Source organism: Cupriavidus basilensis, from assembly GCF_008801925.2.
Classification (GTDB): domain Bacteria; phylum Pseudomonadota; class Gammaproteobacteria; order Burkholderiales; family Burkholderiaceae; genus Cupriavidus; species Cupriavidus basilensis.
In genome coordinates, this window is the sequence record NZ_CP062803.1 from 3,466,127 (window position 1) to 3,484,608 (window position 18,482).

Sequence of the window (18,482 nt, forward strand, 5' to 3'; positions counted from 1 at the left end):
AGGCGCCCACGACGTTGGGCTTCAAGTGCCGGCACGCCGGCTGAAACGCGCCCACGCGCCGGGACACCTTGACGTCCCGGGATTCTGCCACAACTCAACCTGCGACCGTCCTCAACCTGGGACCAAGCACCAACGCGAATAAGCCGCGCATGCTACCTCTTGCGCGGCACCTCGCCGCCTCCTTTCAGTCAGCGTCTGCGCGATGCCGGGTGACAGCCTTGGCTGGTGACACACTGAAACCGTCACTAGATCAGGTCACGGCAGCAGCAGGATAGCGCCCGTGGTCGCGCGCGCCTCGGCCATCCGATGCGCCTCGGCCACCTGCTCAAGCGGGAAGCGCGCGCCGATGGCGGCCCGGATCGCGCCCTGCCCGATCGCCTGGAACACATCCGCCGCGTTGGCACGGAAGGTCTGTGGATCGGCGTTGTGCGGGAACACCGATGGCCGCGTCAGGAACAGGCAGCCCTTCTTGCTGAGCAGCTCCGGCTCGAACGCCGGCACGGGGCCCGAGGCGGCGCCATAGAGCGCCACCAGCCCGAATGGCGCCGCGCAGTCCAGCGAGCCCATGAAGGTATGCTTGCCCACCGAGTCATAGACCACGCGCGCCTTGCGCCCGTCGGTGGCGGCAATCACCTGCTCCACCCAGTCCGCCTGCGAATAGTTGATGGCGACATCGCACCCGGCCGCGCGCGCCACTTCGCACTTCTGCGCCGAGCCGGCGGTGCCGATCACGGTGGCGCCGAGCGCCTTGGCCCAGCTGCTGAGGATCTGCCCTACGCCGCCCGCGGCGGCGTGCACCAGTACGATGTCGCCGGCTTGCACGGGATGTGTCTTGCGCACGAGGTATTGCGCGGTCATGGCCTTGAAGAAGATCGCAGCGGCGGTGAGGTCGTCGATGCTGTCGGGCAGCTTGACCAGCTTGTCGGCGGGCACGTTGCGCCGGCTGGCATAGGCGCCGATGCCAGCGTGCATGTAGACCACGCGGTCGCCTTCGCGCAGGGCGGTCACGCCCTCGCCCACCGCTTCGACCACGCCGGCGGCTTCATGGCCCAGCCCGGTCGGCGACGGCAGCGGGTACTTGCCCGAGCGCTGGTAGACGTCGATGTAGTTGAAGCCGATGGCGGTCTGGCGCAACTGTACCTGGCCGGCCGCCGGCGCGGGCAACCCGGCATCCACCAGGCGCATCACTTCAGGGCCGCCGAACTCCGTCAATTCCACCACGCGTGCTGATGTCATTTCCACTCCGTCGAGGTTGCATAGATTTGTGAGCGCCACTCTATCGCAATCTCGCGCGGCGCGTCGGCCGTGCGCAAGGCATGGGCGAGCGCAGAAAAAAGGCCTCGCACACGCGAGGCCTTCATTCTTGCCGCCAGCCTGCGTTACTTCACGCAGTCGACGAAATACGCCTTGCCACCACCCTCGACCTCTTCCTCGACCAGGCCGTGGATGTCGGTCTCGAAGCCGGGGAACAGCTTGTTGAACTCGCGCGCGAACTTCAGGTACTGCACGATGATGCGGTTGAAGCGCTCGCCCGGGATCAGCAGCGGAATGCCCGGGGGGTAAGGCGTGAGCAGGATGGCGGTGACGCGGCCTTCCAGCTCGTCGACGGCCACGCGCTCGATCTCGCGGTGCGCCATCATGGCCCATGCGTCCGACGGCTTCATCGCCGGCTCCATGTCCGACAGGTACATCTCGGTGGTCACGCGGGCCACGTCATTGGCCTTGTAGACACTGTGGATCGCGTCGCACAGGTCGCGCAGGCCGAGCTTCTCGTACTGCGGATGCTTGCCGACGAATTCCGGCAGCACGCGCCACAGCGGCTGGTTCTGGTCGTAGTCGTCCTTGAACTGCTGCAACTCGGTCACCAGCGAGTTCCAGCGGCCCTTGGTGATGCCGATGGTGAACATGATGAAGAACGAGTACAGCCCGGTCTTCTCGATGATGATGCCGTGCTCGGCCAGGTACTTGGTGACGATGGCCGCGGGGATGCCACGGTCGCTGAACTCGCCGTCCACGTCCAGGCCCGGGGTGATGATGGTGGCCTTGATCGGGTCGAGCAGGTTGAAGCCGTCGGCCAGGTCGCCGAAGCCGTGCCAGCGTTCGTTGGCCTTGAGCATCCACTCGTCGCGGTCGCCGATGTCGTCCTCGACCAGCGCCTCGGGACCCCACACCTTGAACCACCAGTCGCCGTTGTTGCCGGCATCGTAGTCGCCTTCGACCTTGCGCATGGCGCGGCGGAAGTCCATCGCTTCCTGGATGCTTTCTTCGACCAGTGCGGTGCCGCCCGGGGCTTCCATCATCGCCGCCGCCACGTCGCACGAGGCGATGATGGAGTACTGCGGGCTGGTGGACGTGTGCATCAGGTACGCCTCGTTGAACCGGTAACGGTCCAGCTTGCGCGTGTCCGAATCCTGCACGAGGATCTGCGAGGCCTGCGACAGGCCGGCCAGCAGCTTGTGCGTGGACTGCGTGGCGAACACCAGCGCGTCCTTGCTGCGCGGGCGGTCTTTGCCGATCGCGTGCATGTTGCGATAGAAGTCGTGGAATGCCGCGTGCGGCAGCCAGGCTTCGTCGAAATGCAGCGTGTCGATCTCGGTGGCCAGCATTTCCTTGATCTGTTCGGCGTTGTACAGCACGCCGTCGTAGGTGCCCTGGGTGATGGTCAGGATGCGTGGCTTCTGGTTCTTGGCCTGGCTGGCGAACGGGTGCGCGGCAATCTTGCGGCGAATGGTCTCGGGATCGAACTCGCTTTTCGGGATCGGGCCGATGATGCCGTAGTGATTGCGCGTGGGCATCAGGAACACGGGAATCGCGCCTGTCATCATGATCGCGTGCAGGATCGACTTGTGGCAGTTGCGGTCCACCACCACGATGTCGCCCGGCGCCACGTTGGCATGCCACACCATCTTGTTCGAGGTGGACGTGCCGTTGGTGACGAAGTACATGTGGTCGGAGTTGAAGATGCGCGCGGCGTTGCGCTCCGAGGCCGCCACCGGGCCGGTGTGGTCCAGCAACTGGCCGAGCTCATCGACGGCATTGCAGACGTCGGCGCGCAGCATGTTCTCGCCGAAGAACTGGTGGAACACCTGGCCGACCGGGCTCTTCAGGAACGCCACGCCACCCGAGTGGCCGGGGCAGTGCCACGAGTACGAGCTGTCCTGCGCGTAGGCGATCAGGGCCTTGAAGAACGGCGGCGCCAGCGAATCCAGGTAGACCCGGGCTTCACGGATGATGTGGCGCGCGACGAATTCCGGCGTGTCCTCGAACATGTGGATGAAGCCGTGCAGCTCGCGCAGGATATCGTTGGGGATATGCCGCGAGGTGCGCGTCTCGCCGTACAGGAAGATGGGCAGGTCGGTATTGCGGCGGCGCACTTCGTTGACAAAGGCGCGCAGCTTCTCGATGGCCGCGGCTTCGGGCCGGTCGTCTTCGCTGACGAACTCGTCGTCGTCGATCGACACGATGAACGAGGAGGCACGGCTCGACTGCTGGGCGAAGGAGGTCAGGTCGCCATAGCTGGTCAGGCCCATCACCTCCATGCCTTCTTGCTCGATGGCCTGCGCCAGCGCGCGGATGCCCGAGCCGGAAATGTTCTCGGAGCGGAAGTCTTCATCGATGATGATGACGGGGAAGCGGAATTTCATTTGGCATCCTTGGACGGCAAGAAGGACTTGAGCCACATGGCCCGGGGATTCATCCCCCTGGGTCGGCATGTGGCTCGACGTTCAGGCTTGGCGCGCGGCCCCGGGGGTTCCCGTAACACCGCAACGCGCGCATTGTATGCGATCAGGTCTTCGGCAGTGTGACACCTTGCTGACCCTGGTACTTGCCACCGCGATCGCGGTAGGAAGTCTCGCAGATCTCGTCGCTCTCGAAGAACAGCACCTGGGCACAGCCTTCACCGGCGTAGATCTTGGCAGGCAGCGGCGTGGTGTTCGAGAACTCCAGCGTCACATAGCCTTCCCATTCCGGCTCGAACGGGGTCACGTTGACGATGATGCCGCAGCGCGCGTAGGTGCTCTTGCCCAGGCAGATGGTCAGCACGCTGCGCGGAATGCGGAAATACTCCATCGTGCGGGCCAGCGCGAAGGAGTTCGGCGGGATGATGCAGACATCGCCCTTGAAGTCGACAAAGGACTTTTCGTCGAAGTTCTTCGGATCGACGATGGTGCTGTTGATATTGGTGAAGATCTTGAATTCGTCGGCGCAGCGGATGTCGTAGCCGTAGCTCGAGGTGCCGTACGAAACGATCTTGCGGCCGTCTTCTTCCCGTACCTGGCCGGGCTCGAAGGGCTCGATCATGCCGTGCTGTTCCGCCATGCGGCGGATCCACTTATCGGATTTGATGCTCATAGGGGTATCGGGATGAACAAATGAGGGCAGGCTCGGGCGCGGCCCATGCTGACCGGGAACACTGCTCGCATTTGCTCACAGGCGCGCCGGACCTGCCGGGGCCTTGCGATGGGCCGCATTGTACAACCAAAATCCGGCATCACCGCCTTAAATGCCGCCCTGGCCCCGCAACGGGCCATCCGCCCCCCGGGCGTCAGGCCGTGGCTTGCTCCGGCAGCTGGTGCCGGAAGCGTTCGCGGCCGGTATAGAGCAGGAAGTGGCGCCCCGTGCACCGGGCAAAGAGAGCCAGGTTGACGCGCCGGGCCATCTGGTAGCCCATCTGCGTGACGCCCGAGCGCGACAGCAGGAACGGAATGCCCATCTGGGCGCCCTTGATCACCATCTCCGAGGTCAGCCGCCCGGTGGTGTAGAACACCTTGTCGGCGCCACTCATGCCTTCGAGCCACATCAGGCCCGCAATGGCATCCACGGCGTTGTGCCGGCCCACATCCTCGATGAACATCAGCAGCTCGCGCCCGCGGAACAGCGCGCAGCCATGCACGGAGCCTGCCTGTTTGTAGACCGACTGCTGCAGCCGGATGGTGTCGACGATGCCGTAGAGCGTTTCCTGGTCCAGGGTGGCGTCGTCCGGCAGCCGGATATTGTCCACTTCATCCAGCAACGAGCCGAACACGGTGCCCTGGCCGCAGCCGGTGGTCACCACCCGGCGCGCCGTGCGCTCCTCGATGCGATCCACGCCCGTGCGGGTCGTGACGGCGGCGGATTCGGTTTCCCAGTCGACCTGGATCGCAGCGATATCCTCGATCGATTCGACCAGGCGCTGGTTGCGCAGGTAACCCAGAACCAGGGCCTCCGGCGCCCCGCCCAGCGTCATCAGCGTCACCAGCTCGCGTTTGTCCAGGTAGACCGTCAGCGGGCGCTCGCCGGGCAGGAAGGCCTGGCGCAAGCGGCCCTGCTCGTCGACCACCTCGACCTCTTCGATCAAGGGGACGCACGCGTGGGTCATTTCAGGGCGCAGGGGCATGGGCGTGGGGGATGCGGGTGGATGGCGCGCGCCGGGAGCTGCCGGCCCGCGCTGCCCCATCCGTCAGGACTTGGCGATCACGCCGCAAGCAATGCGGCCGCCGGAGTTGCCGGTGGGCTGGGTCTTGTAGTCGTCCGGGTCCTTGTGGACGACCACCGCGCGGCCCACCAGGCTGGTGGGGCCCGGGGCCAAGGTCACGCCGGTCAGCTCGAAGCTGGCCTGGGCGCGGCCGGTAGCGTCGGCCTTGAGGTTGTTGATGTCACCGGCATGATGGTCGGGCATCGACATCGAGCCGTGCGGCTTGGCCGTCGGGTTGAAGTGACCGCCGGCGCTCATGGCGTCGGGGGCCGAGCAGTCGCCCTTCTCGTGCACGTGGAAGCCGTGTTCGGTATTGGGCGGCAGGCCGGTTACGTCGGCCTTGACCAGCACCGTGTCACCGCGCTGGGTGAAGGTGATGCTGCCCTGCGTCGCGGTGCCGCTCTTGGACGCCAGCACAGCGACCGCGGTATCCGAACTGCCCATCCCCATGCCCCCGCAGCCGGCCAGAATGCCTGCCAGGGTTCCCGCTACAGCCAGACCGAAAAGTACACGTACACGCTTCATGCCGAACCTCCTCTCACGGTGATGTCCGGGGCGATTGTACCGCTCCCGTGCCCGGCGCTGCGGCCGGTTTGTGATCCGAAGGCGCGGCAACGGGTGCAGCGGAAGGCCCTCCGGCGGTGCTTGTCGCGGCTTGCTCAGCCGGCGCTTGCGCCACGAACGGGCCCGGATCGGCGCACGGCGCGGACGCGGCTGCCGCCGGCACCGCCTTGCCTTTTGCCTGCATGTCGCTGTAGTAGTGCGCCGCCGCCTTGTCTTGCGCACGGCAGAGCTGATATGCAGCCACCTTGTCGGCCCAGCCGGCGCGCGCCTTGGCCTCGTCGGCCTTGAGCTTTTGCGCCTCCGTGGGCGGCGGCAGCTTGGCCATGGCGCCTGTGCCGGCAAGGGCCAGGGCGAGCACCAGCAGAATGCGGTTCATGGATCGGGCTCCTCGTTGGGGAATCGGCCGTGCGCGCTCAGACTTCGCCCGGGCTGGCCCGGCCACCGGCGCGCTCGCCCGGCTCCGGCTCGGCCGCGCGCTGCACGGGGATCTTGCCTGCCTTGATATCGTCGTACCAGAGCTCGTGGTGCTCCTTGGCCCAGGCCTCATCGACCCAGCCGTCACGCATGGCGCGGTAGGCCCCTTCCATGCCGATGGTACCCATGTAGATATGGCCGCAGGCCATGGCGATCATCAGCACCGCCGCGATGCCATGGACGACGTTGGCGATCTGCATGGTGGCGCGGTAGAAATCCATGCCTGGCACGATCATGTCGAGCACCCAGCCAGAGGCCGACAAGATCAGGCCGAAGACCACCAGCCCGCCCCAGAACCAGGCCTTCTCGCCCGCGTTGAAGCGCCCGCTTGGCACATGCTTGCCGGACACGAGCCCGCCAAGCTTGATGAGCCACTGCCAGTCCTCCCGGGCGGGGAAGTTGTCGCGCACGAAGATCACGAAGCCGACGATCACCGACAAGGTAAAGACCGGGCCGACGATGTTATGGACGTTCTTCAGCAGGTAGGTGAGCCAGCCGAACAAGGTGTGGCCCATCAGCGGCAGCAGGAAATGCTTGCCGAACAGCATCACGATGCCCGAGACCGCCAGCGTGACGAATGAAATCGCCATGGTCCAGTGCACCATGCGCTCCAGCGGCGTAAAGCGCTGGATCATGCGGCCGGTACGCGGCGTCTTGAGCGGGATCGTGCCGCGCCAGAAGAAAAAGGCCAGGATCGCGGCGGGCACCAGCACGATCAGCCAGCCGCCCCAGACGGTGATCACCCCGTTGCGGAACAGGCGCCATTTCTGCCCGGTGCGCTGGATCAGCACCCCGGCTTCCTTGGCTGGCAGGCTGCTGTAGTGCGCCTGGTCGGAATTCGCCTCCCGCCAGACCGGCGCGTTGTTGCCCGGTTGCTCCTTGCTACGCGCCTGCTGGGCCTGCGCCTCGGCCGCGATGTCGCGGCGGGGCACGTTGAAGATGTTCTCGGAAGCGATGCCCGCGAAGGGCTGGGCCGGATGCGTGGCGGGGTTGTTGGCCTCGGCGGGCGCGCCGGCCTGCGGCGCGGAAGCGCCCTGGGCCGGTGCTTGGGCTTGCGCCCGCGCGGCCCCCGGCGGCGCCAGCAAGGCCAGCGCGCAGGCCACCCCCGCCAGGTAGCGGAACCAGCCAGGATTGAGCGTCGGCTTCATATGCCCTCCATCGGGTCGGCCAGGGTGCGCCCCGGGCTTCGCATCGCCGCTGTCATGGCGTGCGGTTGTATTCGTTCTGGTACTGGTTGCGCTCGCGGATCTGGTTCTGCCAGCTGGTCTTGTCGCCCGGCGTCCAGCCCTTGGCCACGAAGGGATCGCCCGGCGCGCCTTCGTACGCCGGCGCATCGGATTTCTTGTGCGCCGCCGTGGCGGTCTGCGCGCGCTCGCCGCAGGCGGCCAGCGCGGTGCAGCCGGCGGCCAGCAGGATCAGCAACAGGCGGGTCATGATGGCTGCGCTCCTGAAGCGGGTGGCGCGGCGGCGGGCGGCGCCGCGCCCGCGGCACCCTGCGCGGCGCCCTTGTTGCCGTAGGCCGTGCCCCAGCCGAACACATCGCCGCCCTTGCCGCGCTTGATCACGCGGTTGCGCAGTATGTCGGCAATGACGTCGCCGTCGCCGCCCAGCAGCGCCTTGGTCGAGCACATTTCCGCGCACAGCGGCAGCTTGCCTTCGGCCAGCCGGTTGCGTCCGTACTTCTCGAATTCTTCGTCGCTGCCGTTTTTCTCCGGCCCGCCGGCGCAGAACGTGCACTTGTCCATCTTGCCGCGCACGCCGAAGGTCCCGGCGCTGGGGAACTGGGGGGCGCCAAACGGGCAGGCGTAGGAGCAGTAGCCGCAGCCGATGCAGACATCCTTGTCGTGCAGCACCACGCCATCGTCGGTACGGTAGAAGCAGTCGACCGGGCACACCGCCATGCAAGGCGCGTCCGAGCAGTGCATGCAGGCGACCGAGATCGATTTCTCGGCGCCGACGATGCCGTCGTTGATGGTCACCACGCGGCGCCGGTTGACGCCCCACGGCACCTCGTGCTCGTTCTTGCAGGCGGTGACGCAGCTGTTGCACTCGATGCAACGCTCGGCGTCACAGATGAATTTCATGCGTGCCATGGTCGTTCCTTGCCCTTGGTCTCTGTCCCTATCGCCATCTCTGCCGCCATCTCTGCCCCTAACTCTGTCGCTATCTCGATGTCGATCACAGCCACATTCAGGTGAACCGTGCGATCTGGCAGATCGTGGTCTTGGTTTCCTGCATCATCGTCACCGAGTCATAGCCGTAGGTGGTAGCCGTGTTGATGGCCTCGCCGCGCACGATCGGCATCGCGCCCTCCGGGTAGTAGTCCTTCAGGTCCTTACCCTGCCACCAGCCAGAGAAGTGGAACGGGATGAAGGCGGTATCCACGCCGACGCGCTCGGTCACCAGCGCGCGCACCTTGATGTGCGCGCCGGTGGGCGTGCTGACCCAGCAGAAGTCGCCGTTGCGGATGCCGCGATCGGACGCCGCGCGCGGGTTGATCTCGACGAAGTTCTCCTGCTGCAACTCAGCCAGCCACGGGTTGGACCGGGTTTCCTCACCACCGCCCTCGTATTCGACCAGGCGGCCGGAGGTAAGAATGATCGGAAACTTCTCGTAGAGCTTGTTCTCGACGTTGCGCTGCTGCAGCGACTTGTACAGCGTGGGCAGCCGCCAGAACGCCATCTTGTCGTCGTGCGTGGGGTACTTGGCGACCATGTCGGGCCGGGTGGAATACAGCGGCTCGCGGTGCTGCGGGATCGGGTCGGGGAAGTTCCACACGATGGCCCGCGCCTTGGCGTTGCCAAAGGGATGGCAGCCATGGTTCTTCAGCACCACGCGCTGGATGCCACCGGACAGATCCGTCTTCCAGTTCTTGCCCTCGGCCTTCTGCTTCTCCGCGTCCGTCAGTTCGTCCCACCATCCCAGCTTCTTCAGCAGCACGTGGTCGAACTCCGGATAGCCGGTGGTAATGTCCGCGCCTTTCGAGTACGAGCCGTCCTCGGCCAGCAGGCTGACGCCGTCGCGCTCCACGCCGAAGTTGGCGCGGAAGTTGCCCCCGCCGTCCATGACGTTGCGGCTGGTGTCATACAGGTTGGGCGAGCCGGGGTGCTTGAGCTCCGGCGTGCCATAGCACGGCCACGGCAGGCCGAAGTAGTCTCCGGTCAGGTCGTAGCCGGTCAGCGGATCCTTGCCGCCCAGGCAACGCAGCGTGCGCACGTCGAACTTCTCCATATTGCGCATATGCGACTTGAGCCGCTCGGGAGATTGCCCGGTGTAGCCGATGGTCCAGTTGCTGGCATTGATCTCGCGCAGGATGGATTCGACTTCGGGCTCCATCCAGGTCCGGCCCGCGCGCTTGACCTCGTTGAGCTTGAAGTTCTTCGACAGCTCCTTGCCAAAGCCGAGCCGGTCGGCGAAGGCCTGCATGATGGTGTGGTCCGGCATCGACTCGAACAGCGGCTCGATCACCTTCTCGCGCCACTGCAGCGAGCGGTTGGAGGCCGTGCAGGACCCGGTGGTCTCGAACTGCGTGCAGGCCGGCAGCAGGTAGACCGCGCGGTTCGGGTTGACCTGATCGCCTTCCGCCGGCGGCATGTTGGCCATCGCGGCGGTGGCTGACGGGTACGGGTCGATCACCACCAGCAGGTCGAGCTTGTCGAGCGCCTTCTTCATCTCCAGCCCGCGCGTCTGCGAGTTGGGCGCATGGCCCCAGAAAAACACCCCGCGGACGTTGTTGTCCTGGTCGATCAGCTCAGGCTTCTCGGTAACGATATCGATCCAGCGCGACACCGTGGTGCCGGACTTCTCCATCATCGCCTGCGAGGCGTACTGCTTCTTGATCCATTCGTAGTCGACGCCCCACACCGCGGCGAAGTGCTTCCACGCCCCGGTGGCCAGGCCGTAGTAGCCCGGCAAGGAATCCGGGTTGGGGCCCACGTCGGTCGCGCCCTGCACATTGTCGTGGCCGCGGAAGATGTTGGCGCCGCCGCCCGACACGCCGATATTGCCCAGCGCCAGCTGCACCAGGCAGGAGGCGCGCACGATGGCGTTGCCGATGGTGTGCTGGGTCTGGCCCATGCACCACACCAGCGTGCTGGGCCGGTTCTTGGCCATGATCTCGGCAACCTGGTGGACCTGCGCCTCGGGCACGCCGCAGACTTCCTCGACCTTGTCCGGCGTCCACTTGGCAAGGACTTCCTCCTTGACCTTGTCCATGCCGTAGACGCGATCGTTGATGTACTTCTGGTCTTCCCAGCCGTTCTGGAAGATGTGGTACAGCACGCCGAACAGGAAAGCGATATCGGTGCCCGAGCGGACCCGCACGTAATAATCGGACTTCGCGGCCGTGCGGGTGTAGCGCGGATCGACCACGATCACCTTGCAGCCGTTCTCCTTGGCGTGCAGCAGGTGCAGCATCGACACCGGGTGCGCCTCGGCCGCGTTGGAGCCGATATACAGCGCCGCGCGGGCGTTCTGCATATCGTTGTACGAATTGGTCATCGCACCATAGCCCCAGGTATTGGCCACGCCGGCCACCGTGGTTGAGTGGCAGATGCGTGCCTGGTGATCGGTGTTGTTGGTGCCGAAGAACGACACCCACTTGCGCAGCAGGTAGGCCCCTTCGTTGCTGTGCTTGGAAGAACCGACGAAGAACATCGAGTCCGGCCCGGTCTGCTGGCGGATCTCTTTCATCCGGGCGGTGATCTCGTCAAGCGCCTGGTCCCAGCTGATGCGCTGGTATTTGCCGTTCACCAGCTTCATCGGGTACTTCAGCCGGTACTCGCCGTGGCCGTGCTCGCGCAGCGCGGCGCCCTTGGCGCAGTGCGCGCCCATGTTGATCGGCGAATCGAAGACCGGGTTCTGGCGCACCCACACGCCGTTGTGCACCACGGCGTCGACCGCGCAGCCCACCGAGCAGTGGCCGCACACGGTACGGCGCACCACGATGTTGCCCTTGTCCTCGCCGCCGGCCGCCGCACCTGACGCATCCGCGGCATCCGCCCGGCGCAACAGCGTCAGTTGCGAAGCCGCCAGCCCCGCCCCCACCCCGATGCCGGAGCGCTTGAGAAAGCTGCGCCGGTCCATGGTGGGCATGGCACCCGCCAGCCCGGCAGCCAGACGCTCGGATAGCCGGCCGCCAGCGCGCTCGCCCGAGCCGCTAGCCAGTTGCGAAGATGCGCTGCCCTGCGCCGCGCGTTTGCGGGTCAAGATCATGTATCACCCCAGGATGGAAACGAGGTAGAGCGTGGTGTGCGCCAGGCGCGGCCACTCACACCAGCGTAGTCCGGTAGTACTTGCGAATATGCTCTGTGACCCGGTAGCCGTCGCCGTCGGTCGACGTGACATCGGGAATGGCCGCCGCCAGGCTGGGCGCGGCGGGCATGGCCGGACCGCGCGATGTCAGCGCGGCGGCGGCGCCGGCCGCGGCTACGACCCCGGTACCGGCAAGGAAGGCGCGGCGCGCGGCCTTCGGCTGCTTGTCTTTCATTTTGGGGGGCTCCTCGGTCTGTCCAGACCGATTACCAATCCTGTTATGAACACTACTGCCTATTTTAGAATGATATGTGTCGAAAGACCATGACTCCCCGGGATTTCCATGATGGCAATCAAGAACTTGCGTGCGATCAATGCATTTCCAGCGCGATCGCCTCGACCGCCATGAAAGCCTTCAGCAGCGCGGCCACGCGGGCATAGAGCCGCGCTTGCGGATGCGCCGCCGCGCTGTCGCACAGGGTTTCCACCCATGACTGCAGATGGCGCGAGAAAAAATGCTGCTGCTCGGCAAGGTTTGCCACGCCGGCATCCTCGCCCGCCACCAGGAAGCGCATCACCTCGCACAATGTGGCGATGTGATCCTCGGTCTCGCTGACATTGTCCTGACGCACCAGGCCATAGCGCGCCAGGTCGTCGCGCAGCGCCACCAGCGGGCGCTCATTGAGGAAGCCGGTCTGGTAGTAGGAGCCGTACAGCAGGACTTCCGGCTTGCCCACGCCGACGAACAATTGCTGGTATTCGTCGCTGGCTTGCTCGGCCGTGGTGACCGATGCTGCGTCGCACAAATCGTTCCAGGCGTCGCCCAGCGGCGTGGCGGCGTCCTCGCCATGCGCGCGGTTAGCGGCGATATGGTGCAGCAGCGCGGCATCCGGGGCGCGATACAGCAGCGTGGCCAGCAGGCCGTACAGGTCCGCCCGGGCGGTATCTTCTGCGTTGGGCGCCGCGTGGGCGACCGGGGGGATCAGCTGGATAGGCTGGAAATCTGTCATGTCGTGATGATTCTCAAGGATGGCCTGCTTGGCTACTGCAAGGCGTTGCCGCTGGCCTCGCCGCTGTTCTTTTCCATCATGTCGACGACGCGGCAATCGCCGCACATCTTCAGGCGCTCGGCGGCCTCGCCGGCAAACGCCGGGTGGCTCGCCAGCCGGGCCAGCATGGCATGCACCATCTGGGCGGTGCCGAACGGCTTGGCGCAGCGAATGCAATGGAAGGGCTGGGTCTCGGCCAACGTCACGGTGCGGCGCGCTTGCTCACCGGTGAGCAAGCGCGGCACCAGGGTGATGGCGTCTTCCGGGCAGGTCTTCTCGCACAAGCCGCACTGCACGCAGTTGCGCTCCAGGAAGCCCAGCACCGGCCGCTCGGGATTATCGCGCAGCGCTTGCGAGGGGCAGGCGCCCACGCAGGCCATGCACAGCGTGCAGCGCCCGGTGTCCACCGCCACCGCGCCCAGCGGCGCTCCGGCAGGCAGCGCAACGCTGGCGGCCGGGCGCGGCGCATTGCGCACGAGGTGATCAAGCGCAAAATCCAGCGTCTCGCGCTTGGCGGCCGCAGCGTGGAACACGGCGGGTGGCGCGGCTGGCCGGTTGCTCCCCGGCGCGGCCAAGGCCGCTAGTTGCGCGTCCAGCGTGGCGGCATCCGGGCCATCCACCAGCGACAGGCATTCGCCGTCATAGCCAAGGCCCGCCAGAATGGCCTGCCCCACTGCTACCTGCCCGGCCAGCGCCGTACGGTATTGCGGGGCCTCGTCACCGGTGAGCATCACGGCGACATGTCCGGCGCCCCAGCAGATGGCCGCCAGCCACAGCTCAAGCCCGCACGCGGCCGGGTGGAACAACCCCACCGGAATCACATTGGGCGGCATGCCGCGGGCCTGTCCGGCGCGCGCAGCGCGGCCCAGCGCCAGGATGGGCGCATTGCCGTACTCCTCGCCATGCAGCAACAGCGCAGCGTCGCGCCCGCCCGCAGCGCGGTAGGCCGAAATCAGGGTGCGCAAGCGCTCGCCGAGGTGATCCGGCTTGGGATAGGCATAGCTGATGGCGCCGCTCGGGCACACCGTGGTGCAGGCGCCGCAGCCCATGCACAGGTTCGGCGTGACCTCGATGCGGCCGCGCCCGTCGTGCCATTGCGAGCGGATCGCTTCGGTGGAGCAGATGTCGATACAGGCCGTGCAACCCGTGGTCTGGTTGCGGCCGTGCGCGCAGAGTTTCTCCTTGTACTGGAAGAACTTCGGCTTCTCGAACTCGCCCACCAGCTGGACCAGCGCCAATGCCTGCGCCTGCTGGCGCAGCGCATCCGCGCCGGCGTACAGGTAACCCTGCGGCGGCGCGTGCATGAGCAAGGCGGGCGTGTCGGCGAGGTCGAACACCAGGTCGAAGCGTTCCGTGGCAGTGGCAGCCGGGCGGTCAAAGTCGATCGCGGCGGCAGCGCCGCAGGCCTTCACGCAAGCGCGGTGCGAGCGGCAACGGTCCAGATCCACCTGGTAGCTGAAATCGATGGCGTCTTCCGGGCAAGCGTCGATGCAGGCATTGCAGCGCGTGCACAGGTCCAGGTCGATCGGGTTGCTGCGCCCCGCGCCGGTCTCCCAGCTGGCCTCGAAAGCGCCCAGCCACCCGCCGAGCTTGACCAGCTTGCCGCTGTGCACAGGGAACGCCCGCGAGGCGGGCAGGCCGGCCGGAGCCATGCCCCCGGCGGCGGCGCTGAGCAGGACCGAAACATCCATGCCGGCTTCGGCCAGCTTGCCGGCCCATGGGATCGCGCGGTCGGCGGGACCCAGCACCAGCACGGCGCCGCCGGAGCGGTAGTCCACCACGGGCACCGGATCCGGGTCCGGCAGCGCGGCGGCAGCCAGCAAGGCAGCGATCTTGGCGTTGGCGGTTTTCGGGTCGCGCCGCGCCCCCTGCGACCAGCCACCGGTTTCGCGGATATTGACGAAGCGCACGGGCGCCGTCATGGCGCCCTCGGCCTGGCGCCGGGCGGCTACCTCGGTAAACAGCGCGCGCTCCTGCGTACAAGCCACGATGACGTCATCGGTGCCGGCGAGCGCGGCGGTGAAATCGCCAATCTCGCGGCGGCACAGCAGATGATGGACCTTGAGTGGCGTCTTCACGCCACCCGCGGGCGCGGGAACACTGCCTGACAATGCCGCCCCGTCAAGCGGCATCGTGTCGTTGCAATTGCAGATCAGCGTCGGCATGGAGAGTGCGGCTGGCCGGCCTAGCCGCCCCCTTGGTTGGGAGTCTTGCCGCCGGCGGAATGTGGGGGAGGCCTATTGTAGGCCGCGCCGCGGGCAGCGACTACGCGTGTTTGCCTGGGGCGGAATCGCCGGCCGGGGATGCCAAGCTGGCGTCGGCATCGACATCAGTGGCAATGCCGGGCTGCGCAGCCTCGCCGGCTGTTTGCGGCAATGCAGCAGACGGTTCGGGCGGCACCAGGGCCGCGTCTTGCACAGCGGCCACTTCTAGCTGTGCGCGAGCCGCCGCCAGTTCCTCGTCGGTGGGCGCGAACAGCCCCAGCGTCTCGGACTGGCGCATGCGCCGCAGCACATCCAGCGGAATCGGATCGGGCTGGCTGTAGTCGTCGATATAGGTATCGAGCCCGTCCATCACGTTGAAATGCGGATCGGCGAACAACGTCTTGAGCGCGGCGCGCTTCACGTTTTCGTCCACGCCACGCGCGACGAAGCGGGCGATGCTGTCGCCCGGCTGCAGCAAGGCGGCATCGGCTAGCGTGGGAAGCGGTTCAGCGGGTGGGGCCGGTGGAACGGGGTCTGGCAGTGCCCGGGCTACTGGCGCATCCCTGCCGGAAGGCTCGGACGACTGCGCCGGAAGGCGGGGCTCAGCCTCAAGCGGCTTGCCGTCGCGCGCCGCGGCCTTGCGGCGGGACCAGCGCGACAGGAAGGAAGCATCGCTCATGCGCGGTCTGCCTGCATCAGTAGCGCGCCCTGTCCTCCGGCGCCTTGAATGATTCCGGGCGGCGGCGCTTCTTGGGTTCGGGCCGGTAATACTGGGCCACGTAGGCTTGCAGCCACTCCAGCTGCTCAGGGGCCAGCGGAACGTTCTCGACCGTTTCGCCGGCGTCGAGCCAGCGTCCGGCCTCGTTGTAGGACAGTGTCGCCGTCATAGGCACCGGCAACGGCTCGCCGTCGCGCGACGTCGGCATGGCGGCCTGCCCGCCCTCCTCTGCCATTCGCCACAGCACGAACCAGCAGGGTGCGGTGGAAGTCAGGTTGAGGTAATAGCCCTCGGCCTCGTCACGGAACAGCGTGACGGCATAGCCTGGGTACAGCCAGCGCGCGCCGTGTTCGTCCTGCGCCAGGCAGTGAGGTACGGCGCCGAACTCGCCAAGATCCGGCAGCACGGCGTCGAGTTCCCATTTCCAAGGCTGCCAGCGGCTGGCCAGCGGCACACGGCGCATCACCACGGCCATGGTCACGCCGGGCCGGCCGGTGGGCACGGCGTCGGGGGCCGGGTTGCCTGCAGCAGAGTCGGCTGGCGTGTCCATGGGATCAGGTGTTCTGCACCACGATGCTGGGGAACTTGCTGGTCATGTCGCGGGCGCGGTCGGCCACCTTGACGGCCACCTTGCGCGCCATGGCGCGGTACAGCTCGGCGATCGGGCTGTCAGGATCGGACACCACGGTGGGCCGGCCGGTATCGGCCTGCTCGCGGATCGAACGGTTAAGCGGCATGCTGCCCAGCAGGTCCACACCGTAGTCCTCGCACATCTTCTCGCCACCGCCTTCGCCGAAGATATGCTCGACGTGGCCGCAGCTCGGGCAGCAGTAGACAGCCATGTTCTCGACGATGCCGAGGATGGGGATGCCCACCTTCTCGAACATCTTCAGGCCCTTCTTCGCGTCCAGCAGGGCGATATCCTGGGGGGTGGTGACGATGACAGCACCTGTCACCGGCACTTTCTGCGACAGCGTCAGCTGGATGTCGCCGGTGCCCGGCGGCATGTCGACGATCAGGTAATCGAGATCGTGCCAGTTGGTCTGGCGCAGCAACTGCTCCAGCGCCGAGGTCACCATCGGGCCGCGCCACACCATCGGGTTGTCCTGCTCGATCAGGAAGCCGATCGAGTTGGCCTGCAGGCCGTGGCCTTCGAGCGGCTCCATGGTCTGGCCATCGGACGATTCCGGGCGGCCATCGATGCCCAGCATCATGGGCAGGCTCGGGCCGTAGATGTCGGCGTCGAGCATGCCCACGCGGGCACCCTCGGCGGACAGCGCCAGCGCCAGGTTGACGGCGGTGGTGGACTTGCCCACGCCGCCCTTGCCCGACGCCACGGCGATCACGTTCTTGACGCCCGGCAGCAGCTTGACGCCGCGCTGCACCGCGTGGGCCACGATGTTCATGCTGACGGCCACGTTGGCATTGGACACGCCGGGCAACTGGCGCAGCGCATCCACCACTTGTTTGCGGATCGGTTCCAGCTGGCTCTTGCCGGGATAACCCAGCTCCACTTCCAGCGACACATCGCCGCCTTCGACCCGCACATTGCGAGCCGAACGGGTGGACACCAGATCCCGGCCCGTGTTGGGGTCGATCACGGTGCGCAGGACTTCGGTAACCTGGTCGACGGTGAGGCTCAAGACAATCTCCGCTACTGAATATGGGAATATGGGGAAGGCGCGTACTTTATCAAAGTATGAACGAAGTGCGGCGCAAGGGTAACGTGAGGGGAACGCGCGGGCGGCAAGCCCATATTCTGCACGTGGAATTACACGCACTTACAACTGTCACAGCCACAGGCTTGTGCACCCGGCATCATCTCCTTATTGTAGTGCGCCAGGAACGCAAGCCCGGTGAATACGGTCCGGGCCCTTGTATTCAGGTGCCTTCCGCGTTATTTCTAGCGGTGTTGCGCGCACCACCTCAAAATCAGCCAAAAAAGCTTCGTCCTGAAGGAGAAAGCATGAAACTCAAGCTCGTCAGCCTTGCCATTGTCGCCACCCTTGCCGCCGGCTGCGCCACAGAACAAGGCACCCAGACCGCGGTCGGCACCGGCGTGGGCGCTGCGGTCGGCGCCGGCCTGGGCAACCTGATCGGCGGCAATACCACCGGCACGCTCGTCGGCGCGGCGGTCGGCGGGGCCCTGGGCGGGGCCACGGGCTACAACTGGAACGCAATCCGCGGCAAGCTGAACAAGGACACGGCGGGCACGGGCACGCAGATCACCGAGCAGCCGGACGGCTCGCTCAAGGTGAACATCCCCAGCCAGGTGACCTTCGATACGGACAGCGCCACCATCAAGCCGTCGTTCCGTTCGGTGCTCGACCAGGTCTCGCAGACCCTTGCCCAGCAACAGGACGTCTCCGCCACCGTGGTGGGCCATACCGACAGCACCGGCAACCCGAACTACAACATGCAGCTGTCGCAGCGCCGCGCCCAGAGCGTCGCGACCTACCTGGGTGACCGAGGCGTCGCCCGGACCCGCCTGGCAGCCGAAGGACGGGGCCAGACCCAGCCGGTCGCGGACAACGCCACCGAGGCCGGACGCGCACAAAATCGCCGGGTCGAAATTTATTTGAAACCAATTCAGAGATGATGCGGTCATAGAAACAGGTACCGCTTGTCACCGTTGCTGGCTCGCGATGGGTGGCTGACCTCCCGGGCGGTACCTGATTTCTCCTCCTTTTCCGTTGTGGAAAGCTGCGCCGGCTCTGACCGGCGCTTTTTTTGTCCTCAGTTTATTGAGTGCTTTTTGCGTCACT

Annotated in this window: 17 protein-coding genes; 1 reads left to right on the top strand and 16 read right to left on the bottom strand. The window is 66.3% G+C overall.

Going from position 1 to position 18,482, the window contains the following annotated elements:
- Positions 1–255: 255 nt before the first annotated feature.
- The 16 genes from F7R26_RS15940 to apbC form a co-directional block, all read right to left on the bottom strand.
- On the bottom strand, positions 256–1,236 hold the full coding sequence (locus tag F7R26_RS15940; protein WP_150984030.1) for a quinone oxidoreductase family protein: 981 nt from the start codon (positions 1,234–1,236) through the stop codon (positions 256–258).
- Positions 1,237–1,379: 143 nt separating this feature from the next.
- Positions 1,380–3,644, bottom strand: a complete 2,265-nt coding sequence (locus tag F7R26_RS15945; protein ID WP_150984029.1) for an arginine/lysine/ornithine decarboxylase — start codon at positions 3,642–3,644, stop codon at positions 1,380–1,382.
- 142 nt (positions 3,645–3,786) lie between these two features.
- Entirely contained in the window at positions 3,787–4,353 is a 567-nt protein-coding gene (dcd, locus tag F7R26_RS15950; RefSeq protein ID WP_017230746.1) for a dCTP deaminase, read from the bottom strand.
- 193 nt (positions 4,354–4,546) lie between these two features.
- Positions 4,547–5,377 carry a formate dehydrogenase accessory sulfurtransferase FdhD gene (locus F7R26_RS15955; protein WP_150984028.1) on the bottom strand — a complete coding sequence of 277 codons (831 nt, stop codon included), beginning with the start codon at positions 5,375–5,377 and terminating at the stop codon, positions 4,547–4,549.
- Between the two features lie 63 nt (positions 5,378–5,440).
- On the bottom strand, positions 5,441–5,980 hold the full coding sequence (locus tag F7R26_RS15960; RefSeq protein ID WP_150984027.1) for a superoxide dismutase family protein: 540 nt from the start codon (positions 5,978–5,980) through the stop codon (positions 5,441–5,443).
- Positions 5,981–5,993: 13 nt separating this feature from the next.
- Complete coding sequence (locus tag F7R26_RS15965) at positions 5,994–6,395, bottom strand: hypothetical protein (protein WP_150984026.1); 402 nt, start codon at positions 6,393–6,395, stop codon at positions 5,994–5,996.
- Between the two features lie 37 nt (positions 6,396–6,432).
- Positions 6,433–7,641: a formate dehydrogenase subunit gamma gene (locus F7R26_RS15970; protein ID WP_150984025.1), complete on the bottom strand. Its 1,209-nt coding sequence runs from the start codon at positions 7,639–7,641 to the stop codon at positions 6,433–6,435.
- Between the two features lie 52 nt (positions 7,642–7,693).
- Positions 7,694–7,927, bottom strand: coding sequence for a hypothetical protein (locus F7R26_RS15975; RefSeq protein ID WP_150984024.1), 234 nt, complete (start codon positions 7,925–7,927; stop codon positions 7,694–7,696).
- A complete protein-coding gene (fdh3B, locus tag F7R26_RS15980; RefSeq protein ID WP_150984023.1) occupies positions 7,924–8,586 on the bottom strand; it encodes a formate dehydrogenase FDH3 subunit beta in 663 nt (220 codons plus the stop codon). Before fdh3B ends, F7R26_RS15975 begins: the two co-directional genes overlap by 4 nt.
- 97 nt (positions 8,587–8,683) lie before the next feature.
- Complete coding sequence (locus tag F7R26_RS15985) at positions 8,684–11,707, bottom strand: molybdopterin-dependent oxidoreductase (protein ID WP_150984022.1); 3,024 nt, start codon at positions 11,705–11,707, stop codon at positions 8,684–8,686.
- Between the two features lie 55 nt (positions 11,708–11,762).
- Complete coding sequence (locus F7R26_RS15990) at positions 11,763–11,981, bottom strand: formate dehydrogenase (protein WP_150984021.1); 219 nt, start codon at positions 11,979–11,981, stop codon at positions 11,763–11,765.
- A gap of 136 nt (positions 11,982–12,117) precedes the next feature.
- On the bottom strand, positions 12,118–12,756 hold the full coding sequence (locus F7R26_RS15995; RefSeq protein WP_150984020.1) for a TorD/DmsD family molecular chaperone: 639 nt from the start codon (positions 12,754–12,756) through the stop codon (positions 12,118–12,120).
- A 32-nt stretch (positions 12,757–12,788) separates the two neighbouring features.
- Positions 12,789–14,960 (bottom strand): 4Fe-4S binding protein, encoded by a 2,172-nt coding sequence (locus tag F7R26_RS16000; RefSeq protein ID WP_150984019.1) that lies wholly within the window; start codon positions 14,958–14,960, stop codon positions 12,789–12,791.
- A gap of 100 nt (positions 14,961–15,060) precedes the next feature.
- Positions 15,061–15,678 (bottom strand): DUF3306 domain-containing protein, encoded by a 618-nt coding sequence (locus tag F7R26_RS16005; RefSeq protein ID WP_150984018.1) that lies wholly within the window; start codon positions 15,676–15,678, stop codon positions 15,061–15,063.
- Between the two features lie 16 nt (positions 15,679–15,694).
- Positions 15,695–16,267: a DUF3305 domain-containing protein gene (locus F7R26_RS16010; RefSeq protein WP_150984017.1), complete on the bottom strand. Its 573-nt coding sequence runs from the start codon at positions 16,265–16,267 to the stop codon at positions 15,695–15,697.
- Positions 16,268–16,271: 4 nt separating this feature from the next.
- Positions 16,272–17,360, bottom strand: a complete 1,089-nt coding sequence (apbC, locus tag F7R26_RS16015; protein WP_150984016.1) for an iron-sulfur cluster carrier protein ApbC — start codon at positions 17,358–17,360, stop codon at positions 16,272–16,274.
- 323 nt (positions 17,361–17,683) lie between these two features.
- Between apbC and F7R26_RS16020 the strand changes: the two genes are divergently transcribed.
- On the top strand, positions 17,684–18,316 hold the full coding sequence (locus tag F7R26_RS16020) for a YiaD family glycine zipper/OmpA-like lipoprotein (protein ID WP_150984015.1): 633 nt from the start codon (positions 17,684–17,686) through the stop codon (positions 18,314–18,316).
- Positions 18,317–18,482 lie beyond the last annotated feature (166 nt).